Below are 14,492 nucleotides of genomic sequence, written 5' to 3'. Positions count from 1 at the left end.
CTACGAGTGATGGCACCCCGGCCCGCGGCACCTGGACCGCATCACCGGCTCCGCGCGGCCACACGCCGCGTGGAAGCAATGCCCGCCTGGGGTGGCCCGCCGATTGCTGTTATTGAGGGGGCCCCGAGGCCTCCATGTTCCTCTCGCCGCTGTCGGTTTCCCTCCTCCTGCTGCACGCCGTCAGCCTCTCGCCGCCCTCCGTTCCGGCGAAAGGCAGTCAGGAGACGATCGTCACCCTGGATCGCGCCGCCCGGGTCGTCCTCACCGCGCGCACCCCCTCCGGTACCGGGTGCGAGCTGGTCGACCACGTGCGAGGCCCCTTCGCGCACAGCGGCGCCGCGGGCCGCTCCAACTGCGAGTTGGATCTGCTCCTCGACGCCGGTACCTACAAGCTGCGTCTGGCCTCGCGCACCAAGGGCAAGGGCACCCGGGGCAAGGTGGACCTCCGGGCGGTGGAGTACACCGAGGACAACGCCCAGCCGGTGCTCCTGGAGCAGGGCCGCGAGGTGCGCCAGGTGCTCGCCCCGCGCCACCAGGCCTCCTTCTGGCTCAAGCTCGACCAGCGCCAGCCCGTCACCCTGCGGGTGTCCGGCCGCACCGTCGGCGACGTGCGGCTGTGGCGCAACGGCGCGTGGCTGGAGCCCGTCGAGGTGAAGGATGCCTCCACCCATCCCCGCTCGGGACAGCCTCAATACGAGTGGTGGCTGGAGACCACGCTCGAGCCCGGCACCTACCTCGTCACCGCCTATGGCACCGCCCCGAAGGACTGGACCGAGGGCAAGGACGACAACACCCTCTCCATGGCCTACGGCTTCCCGAAGGCCCCGCCCGAGCGCTCGCTGAGCGTCACCCTGCCGCCCTGGGGAATGAGCGCGGTGGAGCTGCCCTCGGGGCCCACCGCCGTCTTCCTCTCGCGCGAGGGCGGCACGCAGTCCTCCAGCCGCGTGAGCCTCCATGGCCTCTCCAATGAGGGGGCCAGCAACGTCACCGACTCCCCCGAGGCGGGCTGCCAGATTCAGGGCAAGGCGCTCATCCCCCAGTGCGGCGCGGTGGCGAGCGGCGCGGGCCGGCACGTGGCGCTGCTGCGCGGGGAGCCCGGCACGCGGCTCCTGCTCCAGTGGGCGCGCCTCACGACGGGGGACTTCACGGATGGGAGCTACGGCCAGGGCGCCCAGTCGCTGCGCTTCCGCGCCCCCTCCAGCGGCGAGTACCTGGTGGGCCTCCACGAGGTGCCCCTGGACACGGACAGCACGCCCCTGGGCTGCATGGTGGAGCAGGAGACGCCGGACCAATGGGTGCCCGTCGGCTTCGACGGGCCCGAGGTGGGCCCCGAGCGTCCCTTCCGCCGCGCCTTCAACTACGACGGCTCGTCCGCCACCGTGTGGTTCCGGGTGACGCGCTCCGGTCGCTACGTCTTCTCCACGAGCGGCGAGCGCCGGGGCCGCTGCGAGCTGTACCTGGTGGACGGCCCCAAGCGCACCCGCCTCGTCGAGACGGACCCGAAGGCGGAGACGTGCCGCATCCCCCACACGGCCTCGCCCGGCGTGTACGAGCTGAAGCTGTACGGCGGCACCGAGGGCATCGAGCGGCTCACCCTGGCCACCGAGGGCCGCACCGTGACGGAGGACACGCCCACCCGGACGGCGTGCCTGCTGCCGCGCCTGAAGCTGTACAAGGAGGACACCTACCGCCTCGTGACCAACCGCGTCTCGGGTTCGCCGCGGGGCCTCGCCCTGCGCCCGGCGCCCCTCACCCTCACCGAGCCCCTGCCGGTGGTGCTCGACGGCCCGGGTCCGCTCGAGCTGCCCCTGGCCAGGGGGGGCCCGGCCGAGGTGCGCGCGTCCGGTGGCGTGCCCTTCTCGTGCACCCTGGACGGGACGAAGGTGGAGGCCCGCGACGGGCGCTGCCAGCTTCCGTCCACCGGGGGCACGCTCACGCTGGCCCAGCCGGGAAGCGCGCCCCTGTCCCTGCTGGTGCACCGGCCCGCGCCGCCTCCGCCGCCTCCGCCTCCGCTGAGCACGTACGCGCCCAACTTCCCGCCACTGCCCGCGCTCCAACCGTCCGCGCCCGTCTGGTTCGACTTCGATCGCGGCGCGTCGCACTCGCTCACCTTCGACGTGAAGCAGGAGGGCCTCTACCACGTGACGACGCAAGGGCTGCTGGCCACCGAGTGCAGCATCCGCACGCCGGTGGTGCAGCAGGTGGGCAGCGCCCAGGGTGGGGGGCGCGGGCGCAACTGCCTCGTGTCCTCGTACCTGCGGCCCGGCCGCTACCTCCTCACCGCGCGTACCACGGGGCAGAGCAAGGGCCGTGGGGCCGTGCTGCTGGAGCGGCGCGAGGTGAAGACGGCGGAGGGGGTGCGCGCCGATGGCGAGGTGTTCTACCGCGTCGACGCGGGTGACCTCATCCAGCAGCGGCTCACGGTGCCGCGCGCGGACGACTACACCCTCTCCACCGCCGCGCCGGGTGCGCAACTCCAGTGCCGCCTGGATGACCCGAAGGGCTGGCCGGTGGTGACGGTGCCCACACCCTGCGAGCAGTCGATGCGGCTGGCCAGGGGCACGTACCTGTGGACGCAGCTTCCCCTCACCGTGGAGTCCATGCGCCGCACCGCGCTGGAGCGCGTGGAGCCTCCGGTGGTGCTCAAGGGCAACAAGGCGCACCCGGTGCTCTTCAACAAGTGGTACCGGGCGGACCTCGGCAAGGACGGCAAGGACGAGTTCTCCTTCGACGTGCCGGCGCGGATGGAGATCTTCTTCACGCTGACGCACGGCATGCAGGGGCGGCTCTACACCGTCGCCGCGGAGGGCGCGCTCAAGCCCGTGGAGGTCATCGCCCCGCAGAGCACGTACGCCCCGCCACCGCCGCCTCCTCCACCCCCACCCGAGGAACCGGCACCGGAGCCCGAGTACTCCGAGGAGCCCTCGGAGGAGTCCTCCGAGTACTCCGAGAGCGGAGAGGGCGAGGGAGAGCCGGAGCCGGCCCCCGAGCCCGAATACACGGAGGAGGCCCCGCCCCCGTCGAGCGAGGAGGAGAGCGCCCCGACGGCGGTCGCCGAGCCGCTGCCGTCGGAGGACTCGCCGCCGCCCGCGGGCCAGGCCCTCACGCTGGAGCCCGGACGCTACACGCTGGTGGCCGAGCACAGCCGCGGGGACGTGGCCATCTCCTACGGGCTGTACCTGCGCACCGAGGTGCTGGCGCCTCCCATGGTGAAGGACGTGGGCGTCCCCGGCCGACTCCCGCTGGTGCTGCCCGTGGACGGCACGCTGCGCCTGTTCACGCGCGGCCGCACGGACGTGCGCTGCCGCATCTTCGACGGGGCCGAGCGGCTGGTGGTGGAGAGCGCGGACCATGGCGCGGACTGGAACTGCGCCATCGCCGAGCCCCTGCCCGCGGGCCACTACACGCTGGTGCTGGAGAGCCAGACGCAGCAGCCGGGCCCCACCGAGGTGTCCGTGGCGGTGGCCCAGGTGACCGAGGCGGGAGTGCTCGCCGAGGGCGGCACGCTGGACGTGAGCACCGGCGTGGTGCGCGCCACCCTGCCCCCCGTGCCCGCCGAGGCCCTCCAGGAATTGACGCTGCGCGCGAAGACGCCCTTCTCCTGCGCCCTGGAGGACGAGCGGGGCGTGGTGCTGGGGCGGCGCATGGACGTCCGCGAGTGCGTGGCGCTGCTGAAGCCGGGCACCACGCCGTGGCGCGTGCGCGTCTGGACGCTCGGCCAGCCCACCAAGGTGAGCACCAGCGTGGCGACCCGGCCGCTCCGCCCGCTCTCCGGTGGCAGGCTTCCCGCGGGCGAGGCCGTGAGCGCGCAGGTGGACAGGCCCGGCCGCTACGAGACGGGCCGCGGTGTCCTCTGCCTGCCCGCCTCGCGGCAGGGCCCCCTGCGGCCGTGCGGCCCCGAGGCCTCGCTCGAGGCCGGCGCCTGGGTATTCGGCGCGCCCGGCGCCACCGCCGAGACGAAGCTCTCCCTCTCCGAGCGCGTGGAGACGCTGGACGATCCCCAGGAGGAGCGGGCCCCGCTGGCCCGGGACGTGACGCTGCTGCGCCAGCGCTCGCGCCAGGCCCTGCACCTGCTGCGCGTGGGCGTGCCCTTCGGTGATCCGGCCTACCCGGCGTGCCGGCTGGAGGGCGGCGCGGCGGTGCAGCGGGACTCCCAGTGCTTCGCGGCCACCGGCCCCACGGAGGAGTCGCTCGCGCGCTGGTGGACGCCCGCCAGCGAGAAGGGCGAGGCCACCCTCACGCGGCTCGCCATCCCCGTGCCCTCCTCGGCCCTGCCGTTGACGCCCGGCCTCCAGGACCTCACGTGGAGCGGTGGCCCCGCCGTCCGCCTGATGATGCCCAACGAGCCGGCACGCGTGCAGCTCTCGCTCCCCCAGGAGGCCTGGGCCGTGCTGGTGGACGCGAAGGGCACAGCGGTGGACCTGTGCGCTCCGGGCGACACGCTCACCCGCTGTGTCTTGAGCGGCACGGGCGGCGCGGTGTTCGTCTGGTCCCCGTCCTCCTCCCGGGTACAGACGGAGGTGTTCGCGGTGGAGGCGGCGAAGCCGGCCGTATCGCTCGCGAGCCTCTTCGAGGCGACGTATCGGGTACCCGGCCGGCAGCTCCTCGTCTTCGGCGCCTCGCCGGGCCCGAGGCAGCTCTCGGTGACGGGCGCGGCGCGGTGCGTGGCCACGCTCGAGGACGGGACGCGGCTCGAGGGCTGCGACGTCCAGGTGCCTCCAGGTCGCCGGGGCGAGCTCCTCATGGAGACGAACCCGGGCGGCCTGCGCGCGGTGCTCGCTCCGCCGGAAGCGATGGCCTCGGCCCTGCTGCCTCCCGGCTCCAAGGCCAGGCTGCCGGAGCTGCCCGCCGCGAAGGCCCTGCGCCTCTCCGGCGAGACGGTGGAGCGCACCCTCACGGTGCCCGCCGACGCCGTCGTCCACCTGCGCGCCGACACGGGCGTCTGCGGTCTCAGCCAGGACACCACCGTGCTGGTCGCCGGCCTGGAGCGGGGCTGCACCCTGGACCGACTGCTGAAGGCCGGCACCTACCGCCTCATGGTGCGCGGCTTCGCGGACCAGCCCCTCTCCGGCACCGCCACCTGGACGCACGAGCCGGTGAAGGAGCTGACCGAGGGCGTGTCCAAGGAGGAGGGCTGGGTGGCGCCGGGACAGACGCGCTACTTCCGCTTCAGCACCGCCTCCGCCGGCCACGTCGGCCTGGGGCTCCAGGTGCCCGCCGAGGTGCTCCAGTGCACCGTGCTCGACCCCGCCCAGCGCGTGCTGGGCGAGGGCTGCCAGCAGTTCCTCGCCCTGGAAAAGGGCAGCTACCTGCTCGCCATCCACGCTCCCTCCACGCTGGAGCGCCCCCTCCCCTTCAAGCCCGTCCTCGTGGGACTCGCCGGCGCCAAGACGGAAGTCCCCGACGAGTACCTGCGCGACTTCTTCAATCGAATCGGAGCCAACCCGTGAAGCCGCTCCCGAGCGCGTTCCTCTCCTTCTGCCTGCTGCTCGCGGCCGTCCCCGCGCGGGCCCAGGAATACCGTCCCGCCGACGAGAGCCAGCGCCCCGAGGGCGGGGGGGTGAAGCTCCTCCCCGACCAGTTCCTGCGCGGCTTCGACCCCGTCACCGCCTACTTCCCCGACAACGTCGGGCCCGGCAAGCAGAGCGCCGACGATGGCGCGAAGCTGCTCAAGGTGACGCCCACGTGGCCCGGCCAGTGGTTCTGGGCGGACCGCAAGACGCTCCAGTTCCGCCCCGCCGAGCCCTGGCCCGCGCTGGCCCGCTTCTCCTTCGAGGCGGGCGGCGCGCGCAAGGTGCTCACCACGATGATGTCGGCGCCCTCGGACATGTCGCCGCGCCCCGACAGCACGGACCTGAGGCCCTTCCGCACCTTCACCCTCACCTTCCCCCAGGCGCTGCCGCTCGCCGCGCTCAAGAAGATGCTCCGGCTGGAGGTGAGGGACCTGCCGGGCCTGGCGGACTCGCCCACGCGGGTGCTGAAGGACTGGACGCTGTCGCAGCTTCCGCGCGGCAGCCAGCGCGAGCAGGCCGTCTACGCCATCACCCTCGAGGAGGACGTGCCCGAGGGCAAGCAGCTACGCGTCAACGTCAGCCTCGCGCTGGGGGACGAGGACAAGGTGCTGTGGGTGGGCCGGCTGTCCACGCGCCCCGCCTTCCACCTCCAGCAGGTGCAGTGCGGCGGGAGCCAGTTCTCGCTGACGGGCGGGGCCTCCACGCCTCGGGACATGGCGCTCTCGTGCGGCAACCAGGGAGACCTGCCGCAGCTCGTCTTCTCCGCGTCGGTGGAGGGCCTCACGCTCACCACGCTCAAGAAGCTGGTGCGGCTGGAGCCCGCGGTGCCGGACCTGCACTTCCAGTCGTACGGCAGCCGAGTGGCGCTGCGCGGCAAGTTCGTGCCGGACACGCTCTACCGCATGCGCATCGCCGCCGCGCCCCTGCGCGACGACAGCGGCCGGCCCCTGCGGGACCCGGGGGACCTCCAGGTCTTCTTCCACCTGGACTTCAAGCAGCCCTTCCTGCGCTGGGTGCAGTCCACCGCCGTGGTGGAGGCCAAGGGGCCGCGCATGCTGCCGCTCCAGGGCTACGGCGATGCACGCGCGGACGTGCGCATCTACCGGGTGGATCCGCTCCACCCCGGCCTGTGGCCCTTCCCCAATCGGCCCATCGTCATCAACGAGGAGCGCCCGCCCCCCTTCCCCGGCGAGGAGCCCGCCGTGAGCGCCACGCCCGGCTACATCGGCGAGGACCAGCTCTCCGCGCACATCCGGCTGCTGGGCTCGCCGCTCGTCTCCAAGCTGGTGGACCTGCCCCTGCCCAAGCGCGGCGGCACCACCACCTTCGGGTTGGACCTGGCCTCCCTCGTCAACCCCGTGCTGGGCAAGGCCCGGCCCGGCACGTACCTCGTCGGCCTGCGGCGGCTCACCGGCGCCCCCGAGCGCTCCTACGTCCGCGTGCAGGTCACCAACCTCTCGCTCTCCACGGTGGAGGAGCGGGACCAGGCCGTCTTCTTCGTGCGCACGCTGGACGACGCGAAGGAGGTGCGCGGGGCCCGCATCGTGCTGGAGGGTCAGCGCCGGGTGCCGGACCCGAAGCACCCAGGCCAGACGCTCCAGGAGCCCTTCAAACACGAGCTCACCACGGACGCGGCGGGCCAGGCGACGCTCGACCCGAGGACGGACTGGATCCGCATCGAGCGCCTCTCCGTGCAGAACGGCGAGGATCTGCTCGTGTTGGATCCGCGCGAGCCTCCGGCGGCCTTCGCCAACAACCACTGGTCGTCGTCCTCGGGCTGGCTGGAGTGGCTGACGCAGCAGACGCCGCCGCCGCCGAACGATGGGCTGCGCGGCTTCATCTTCACCGAGCGGCCCATCTACCGGCCGGGCGAGAAGGTCTACATCAAGGGCTTCCTGCGCAACGAGGTGGGAGGTGACTTCGTGGCGCCGGGCGACGCGAAGCAGTACGTGCTCCACGTGGACGGGCCCGGCGACCAGCGCTGGAACCTGCCGCTGTCCTTCACGGCGCTCCACGGCTTCTCCGCCGAGTTCCAGGAGAACGACGTGCCCACCGGCGAGTTCCAGGTGGTGCTGGACGAGGCGCGGTCGGGGAGGACGCTGGCGCGCCGCAACTTCCGGGTGGAGGCGTACCGCGTCCCCACCTTCGAGGTGCAGCTCAACAGCCCCGCGACGGCGCGCCTGGATGGGCCCTTCAAGGTGAAGGCGGTGGCGCGCTACTACGCGGGCGGCAACGTGGCCGGGCAGCCCATCGCCTGGACGGTGACGCGGCGCCCCCACTACTACGTGCCCAAGGGGCGCGAGGGCTACCTCTTCGCCTCCAGCACCCAGTTCGCCCGCGAGGGGCAGAGCCGCGCCCCCGAGGTCATCACCCGCAACGCGACGCTGGATGACGCGGGCGCGGACGAGATGAGCGTCAACCCGGCGTTGGATCTGGACGGCTCGGCGCGCATCTACCGCTTCGAGGCCACCGTCACCGGCGCGGACAACCAGCCCGTGTCCGCGGCGCAGGAGGTGCGGGCACTGCCCCCCTTCGTGCTGGGCATGAAGCTGCCGCGCTACTCGGACAAGCCCTTCACGCTCACGCCGGAGATCCTGGCCGTGGGCATCAACGACAAGGCGGTGAAGGGACAGGAGGTGCTGGTGCGCCTCTACAAGCGCATCTGGCACAGCCAGCTGCGCGAGACGCACTTCGCCACGGGCGAGGCCCGCTACGTCACCGAGCAGGAGGACCTGAAGCTCGCGGAGAAGACCCTCACCACCGACGAGAAGCCCGTCTCGCCGCCCTTCGAGCTGAAGGAGGCGGGGGTGTACGTGGTGGAGCTGGTGGCGCGAGACAAGCTGGGTCGGGTGCAGACGCTGACGGCGGACCTGTACGTGGGAGGCCAGACGCCCATCGCCTGGCAGAAGTCGCGGCAGGGCGTCTTCGGGCTCACCCCGGACAAGGACTCCTACAAGCCGGGCGAGACGGCGCGCCTCATCGTGCAGAGCCCCTTCCAGGAGGGCCGCGCGCTGGTGGTGGTGGAGGAGCCGGGCGGCAACACCTACACGTGGCACGAGGTGTCCGGCGGCAAGGCGGTGCACGAGCTGGCCATCCGCGCCCAGCACGTCCCCAACGTGCCGGTGCACGTGCTGCTCATGCGCGGCCGCCTCGGCGAGGGGGACAAGGACGACTCGCGCTACCGGCCGCAGACGCTCGGGGCCTCGGTGGACGTGAAGGTGGAGCCCGCGCGCAACACGGTGGCGGTGGAGCTCAAACATCCCGAGACGGCGCGCCCCGGGGCCACGGTGCCGGTGGAGCTGACGCTCAAGGATGACCAGGGCAAGGCCCTGTCCGGCGAGGTGACGCTGTGGCTGGTGGACGAGGCCGTGCTGTCGCTCTCGCCGGAAGGCACGCTCAATCCGCTGGACGAGCTCATCCGGGAGAACACGCGCGGCACCACGCTGCGCGACACGCGCAACAGCCTGGTGGGCAAGCTCTTCGAGCAGGAGGAGGAGCCCGGCGGTGACGGCGCCGAGGAAGAGGAGGAGGCGGGTGGCAGCAAGCGCGTGGTGCGCAAGAACTTCCAGACGGTGCCCTACTACCAGGCCACGCTCCAGGTGCCGGCCTCCGGCAAGCTGACGGTGCAGGTGCCGCTGTCGGACGACCTCACCAACTTCCGCGTGCGCGCGGTGGTGGCCTCGGGGTTGCAGCGCTTCGGCTACAAGCAGACGACGCTGCGCGTGCGGCTGCCCGTGCTGGTGCAGCCACAGCTCCCGCGCTTCGTGCGCCAGGGCGACCGCTTCTGGGGCGGCGCGCTGGGCCGGGTGGTGGAGGGCAGCGGCGGCCCCGGCACGGTGAAGATCCAAATCACCGGCCCGGCCGAGGCCCAGCCGCTGAGTCCCTCGGTGGAACTCCAGGCCAACCGGGCCATGAGCTTCGTCACCCCCATCACCGTGAAGAACGCGGACGTGTCCGAGCCCCAGTCCCTCAAGGTGCTGGTGGACATCGAGCGCAAGTCGGACAAGGCCGGGGATGCCTTCGAGGTGAAGCTGCCCGTGCTGCCGGACCGCACGGTGGAGCATTTCGCGTACTTCGACACGCTGAAGGCTGGGAGTGCCTCGCTCCGGCCCATCCCCGAGCCGGCCCGTCCGGGCACCGCCTCGCAGGACGTGCTCCTCACCTCCGTGCCCGGCGTCCTCGAGCTGTACGCGGGCCTGGAGTACCTCTCCGACTACCCGCATGGGTGCCTGGAGCAGAAGCTGGCCCAGCTCTACCCGGACGTGGCCTTGAGCGCGGCGCTCAGCGAGCTGAAGCTGCGCACGCCCTTCGGCAAGCAGATCTCGGCGCACGTGCAGCGCCTCCAGGAGGAGATGGCCCAGTACCAGGACGCGCAGGGCCTGCTGGCCTTCTGGCCGGGCGGTCCGGGCGACGTGCAGGTGACGGCGCTGTCGGTGGAGTTCCTGGACGCGGCGCGGCGCGCGGGCCTGAAGGTGGACGAGAAGCTGCTGACGCGCGCGGTGGAGGGCCTCAAGCGCGTGCTGCGCAGCGACTACCCGGGCCTCGTGCAGGAGTGGCGCTACAGCCAGCAGACGGCGGCGCTGCGGGCCCTCACCCGCGTGGGCGCGCTGGACGAGCACTACCTCATCGACCTCTTCCAGCTGCGCGAGCGCCTGGACATCCAGAGCCTCGCGGACCTCGCCTCCACCCTGTCCACCCAGTCCACGCGCTACACCGCCAACCTGGAGGTGCTGCGCAAGGAGCTGTGGGACAGCGTCATCATCAAGCTGAACAAGGGCAAGCCCGTCTTCGAGGGCCTCAAGTGGCGTCGCGCCTCGTGGTGGAACTACGGCTTCCTCACCTCGCAGCCCTCCAGCGTGGCCGCCGTCTTCGAGGCCCTCGTGAGGATTTCCCCGGCCGATCCCCGGCTGGATCAGGTGCGCGACGCCCTGCTCTCCTACGCGAACGCGGAGACGGGCTTCGGCAGCACGTATGAGAACCGCCGGGCCCTGGGCGCGCTGGCTCTCTATATGGAGAAGGCGAGGCCGGCGGTGCCGGACACCACCGTGGCGCTCTCGTCGGGCGCCAACCTCCGCGTCAACGCGGAGACGAAGACGGCCACCACCCAGGTGGCGGGGGATGCGCCCCTCTCCGCCACGGTGAAGGGCGGGCCGGTGGGCCTGCGCGTGGAGGCCTCGTACGTGCCGGCCCTGCCGGGGGACAAGGTGACCGCGCTCAAGCAGGGCTTCATCGTCTCGCGCAACGCCACGTGGCTGCACGCGGACGGCTCCGAGCAGACGTACTTCGACGACAAGACCGGCGAGGTGAAGGAGCTACGGGTGGGCGACATCCTGGAGCTGCACGCGCGCCTCGTCTCCGAGGAGGACCGCGCGCACGTGGCACTGGTGGTGCCCTTCGCCGCGGGCCTCGAGCCGATGAACCCGGACCTGGCGAATGCCTCCTCGGACGCGAAGCCGTCGCAGGCGGACTCGCTCCAGCCGGCCTACGTGCAGCGGCTGGACAACGAGGTGCGCTACTACTTCCTCCAGTTGCCGCGCGGCACGCACACCTTCCACTTCCGGGTGCGCGCCTCCACCGAGGGCTCCTTCGTCCACCCGGCGCCCTTCGCCGAGATGATGTACCGGCAGTCGGTGCGTGGCCGGGGCGAGGGCCTGCGCATCGTGGTGAAGGGAGAGCATGAGCAGTAGCCGCACACGGTGGCGGAGGGCGGCGCTCGTCCTGGTGCTGGTGACGGCGGGAGCGTGGTTCTTCTCCCGCCTCCAGGACGACCTGCGCGCCTACGAGCCCTCGCGCCTCGTGCTGGACCGGCGGGGCGCGTACCTGGGCGAGGTGCCCGGCGCGGGCGGGGAGCTCGGCTACTGGCCGGTGCCCTATGTGCTGCCCGAGCGCATCGTCCAGGCCACGCTCGTCACCGAGGACCGGCACTTCTACGAGCACCCGGGCGTGTACCTGCCCTCGGTGGGGCGGGCCCTGAAGCAGAACGTGCGCAACCTGCGCGTCATCTCCGGAGCGTCCACGCTGGCCATGCAGGTGGCGCGGATGCAGACGCCCGGGGCGCGCAACCTCTGGCACAAGGTGCGCGAGGCGTTGGAGGCCCTGCTGCTCGTACACGGGCACGGCCACGAGAAGGTGCTGCGCCAGTACCTGGCCATCGCCCCCTATGGCAACCGGGTGCACGGGGTGGTGCGCGCCGCGCGCCTCTACTTCGACAAGCCCGTGGAGGACGTGTCCTGGGCGCAGGCCGCCTTCCTCGCGGGCCTGCCGCAGCTGCCCGGGAGGATGAACCCGTACAGCGAGAACGGCCTGCGGCGAGCCCTCAAGCGCAGCCACCGCATCCTCCGCACGCTGCACGAGCAGGGCGCCCTCTCACGCGAGGAGCTGGAGCGGGCGCTCGGAGCGGACCTCGGGCTGGTGCCCCGGCCCCAGCGCATGCCCGAGGCCCTGCATGCGGTGCTGGAATGGAGCGCGCTGGCCCGCTCCCGCCCCCAGCCCATCTCCACCGCCACCTTGGATTTGGAGATTCAGTCGAAGGTGGCCAACGTCCTCCAGGACAACCTCAACCGGCTGGATGGCTCGGGGGCGGGCAACACCGCCGCGCTGGTGGTGGACACGGAGACGGGAGATGTCCTCGCGTACGTGGGCTCGCGGGACTTCTTCAACGAGGAGCACCGGGGCGCCATCGACTTCGTGAAGCAGCGGCGCTCGCCGGGCTCCACGCTCAAGCCCTTCATCTACGGGCTGGCGCTGGAGAAGGGCGTCGTCACCGCCGCCACCGAGCTGGCGGACACACCCATGGACCTGCGGACGGAGAATGGCCGCACCTACGCGCCGGAGAACGTGAACCACTCCTTCCTGGGGCCCATGCTGCTGCGCGAGTCGCTGGGCAACTCGCGCAACATCCCCGCCCTGCGGGTGCTGGAGAAGGTGGGCGTGGAGCCCACGCTGCGCTTCTTCGAGAAGGCGGGCGTGGGCCGCATCTCGTACGAGCCGGACCGCTACGGGCTGGGAATGGCGGTGGGCAACCTGCACGTCACGATGGAGGAGCTTGCGGGGCTGTACCTGGTGCTGGCCCACGAGGGCGAGACGCGCCCGCTGCGGCGCTTCGTCGACGAGCCGATGGCACCCTCGCGCCGGCTGATGACGCGCGAGGCGGCGCAACTGGTGCGCCACATCCTCGCGGACCCGCTGGCCCGGCGGCCGACGTTCGCCTCGGGCAGCGCGCTGGACTACCCGTACGCCGTGGCGGTGAAGACGGGTACCAGCCAGGGCTTCCGCGACGCCTGGGCGGTGGCCTTCAGCGACCGACTGCTCGTGGCCGTCTGGGTGGGCAACCACGACTGGCGCCGGATGAATGGCCTGGGCGGGCTGCTCGGCGCGGCCGGCGCGGTGCACCAGATTCTCGACGCGGTGATGCCCGTGTGGCGCCCGTACCGGCCGGTGCTCGACACCTTCCCGCCACCCATGGGCGCGCTGGCGATCGACGTGTGCCCGCTGTCGGGCCGGCTGTCCGGGCCGGAGTGTCCCCACCGCAAGAGCGAGTGGTTCGTCCCGGGCACGGCCCCGACACAGACCTGCCCCTTCCACGTGGGCGTCCGGTTGGACCGGCGCAACGGCCTGCGGGCGGGCGCCACCTGTGCGGAGCGCGAGGTGGTGACGCGGGTGATGCTGGCGCTGCCGGAGGAGTACGCGCAGTGGGCGCGGCGGCAGCACCTGGACATCGCCCCGCTGCGCGAGAGCCCGCTGTGCCCGAGCCGTCCCGAGGAGTTGGAGCCGAAGGTGGCCATCCGGGAGCCGAAGGGCACGGTGCGGCTGCTGTACGATCCGGACACGCCCGCGTCGGCCTCGACACTGCGGCTGATGGCGGACGTGACGCCGAGCACCGAGCCCATCGTGTGGCTGGTGGATGGGGTGCCGGTGGCCACGGTGACGTACCCGCACGAGTTCCGCTGGAGCGTGCGCCCGGGCCAGCACACCATCACCGCGGCCATGGTGCACCGCCCCCAGGTGAGCCAGCCGGTGACGGTGGTGGTCGAGGACTGACGCCCATGCATTGCCTGAACGAAGCCACCTTCACGCAGTTGCTGTTGGGCGAGCTGGCACCGGCACGCGAGGCGGAAGTGGACGGGCACCTGGACTCCTGCCCTTCCTGCCGACGGATGGTCGCGGAGGCCATGCGCGCCAACACCTCGGGCGAACTCTCGTCCCTGGAGACGACGGTGCGGCCCGGCCGCTCTCCTGGCGCGGAGGCCGTGCTGGAGCGCGGTACCGCCGTGGGTCGCTACCTGGTGCTGGAGAAGCTGGCCGCCGGGGGCATGGGCGTGGTGTACGCGGCCTATGACCCGGAGCTCGACCGGCGCGTGGCGCTGAAGCTGCTGCGTGCCACGGCCCTCGGGTTGGATGCCGAGGAGGGCCGCCAGCACCTGCTGCGGGAAGCCCAGGCCATGGCCCGGGTCTCCCACCCGAACGTGGTGCCCGTGTACGACGTGGGCACCTTCGACCAGCAGGTCTTCCTGGCCATGGAGCTGGTGGAGGCCCAGACCCTGCGTCAGTGGATGCAGGCGGCCCCACGCACCTGGCGCCAGGTACTGGCCCTCTTCCTGGACGCGGGCCAGGGCCTCGCCGCCGCGCATGCGGCCGGGGTGGTGCACGGGGACTTCAAGCCCGAGAACCTGCTGGTGGGCACGGATGGCCGGATCCGCATCACCGACTTCGGACTGGCCCACACCGCCACCCCCGGCGAGGACGCGACGCCCGTAACGGGTGGCACCCCGGCCTATATGGCCCCGGAGCAGCTCGCCTCAGGGGCCCGCGCCAACGCCCGGACCGACCAGTTCTCCTTCTGCGTGTCCCTGTACGAGGCCCTCTACGGTGAGCGCCCCTTCGCCGGCTCCAGCGTACGCGACCTCTCGGCCGAGGTGCTCGCCGGCCGGGTGCTCGCCGCCCCCACGGGGACGCGAGTGCCGCCGTGGCTGCGCCGCG

The 14,492-nt window shown here is 72.3% G+C and carries 4 protein-coding genes; all 4 read left to right on the top strand.

All coding sequences use genetic code 11. The features are described from left to right. The first annotated feature begins 134 nt into the window (after window positions 1–134). Window positions 135–5,450: a hypothetical protein gene (locus tag VF794_RS17475; protein WP_331111837.1), complete on the top strand. Its 5,316-nt coding sequence runs from the start codon at window positions 135–137 to the stop codon at window positions 5,448–5,450. After that, window positions 5,447–11,200 (top strand): alpha-2-macroglobulin, encoded by a 5,754-nt coding sequence (locus tag VF794_RS17470; RefSeq protein ID WP_331111835.1) that lies wholly within the window; start codon window positions 5,447–5,449, stop codon window positions 11,198–11,200. Before VF794_RS17475 ends, VF794_RS17470 begins: the two co-directional genes overlap by 4 nt. Beyond that, window positions 11,190–13,553, top strand: coding sequence for a penicillin-binding protein 1C (gene pbpC, locus VF794_RS17465; RefSeq protein WP_331111833.1), 2,364 nt, complete (start codon window positions 11,190–11,192; stop codon window positions 13,551–13,553). The genes VF794_RS17470 and pbpC overlap by 11 nt, the downstream gene beginning before the upstream one ends. 5 nt (window positions 13,554–13,558) lie before the next feature. Continuing rightward, a partial coding sequence (locus VF794_RS17460; protein WP_331111831.1) for a protein kinase domain-containing protein occupies window positions 13,559–14,492 on the top strand: 934 nt, incomplete at its 3' end.

This window comes from Archangium sp. (assembly GCF_036389735.1).
Classification (GTDB): Bacteria; Myxococcota; Myxococcia; order Myxococcales; family Myxococcaceae; genus Archangium.
This window is presented reverse-complemented; position numbering and strand designations above follow the sequence as displayed.

What these genes read in the sequence shown, in the direction of transcription:
- pbpC (WP_331111833.1), top strand. Translation starts at nt 11,190, where the DNA reads ATGAGCAGTAGCCGCACACGGTGGCGGAGGGCGGCGCTCGTCCTGGTG.
- VF794_RS17475 (WP_331111837.1), top strand. Translation starts at nt 135, where the DNA reads ATGTTCCTCTCGCCGCTGTCGGTTTCCCTCCTCCTGCTGCACGCCGTC.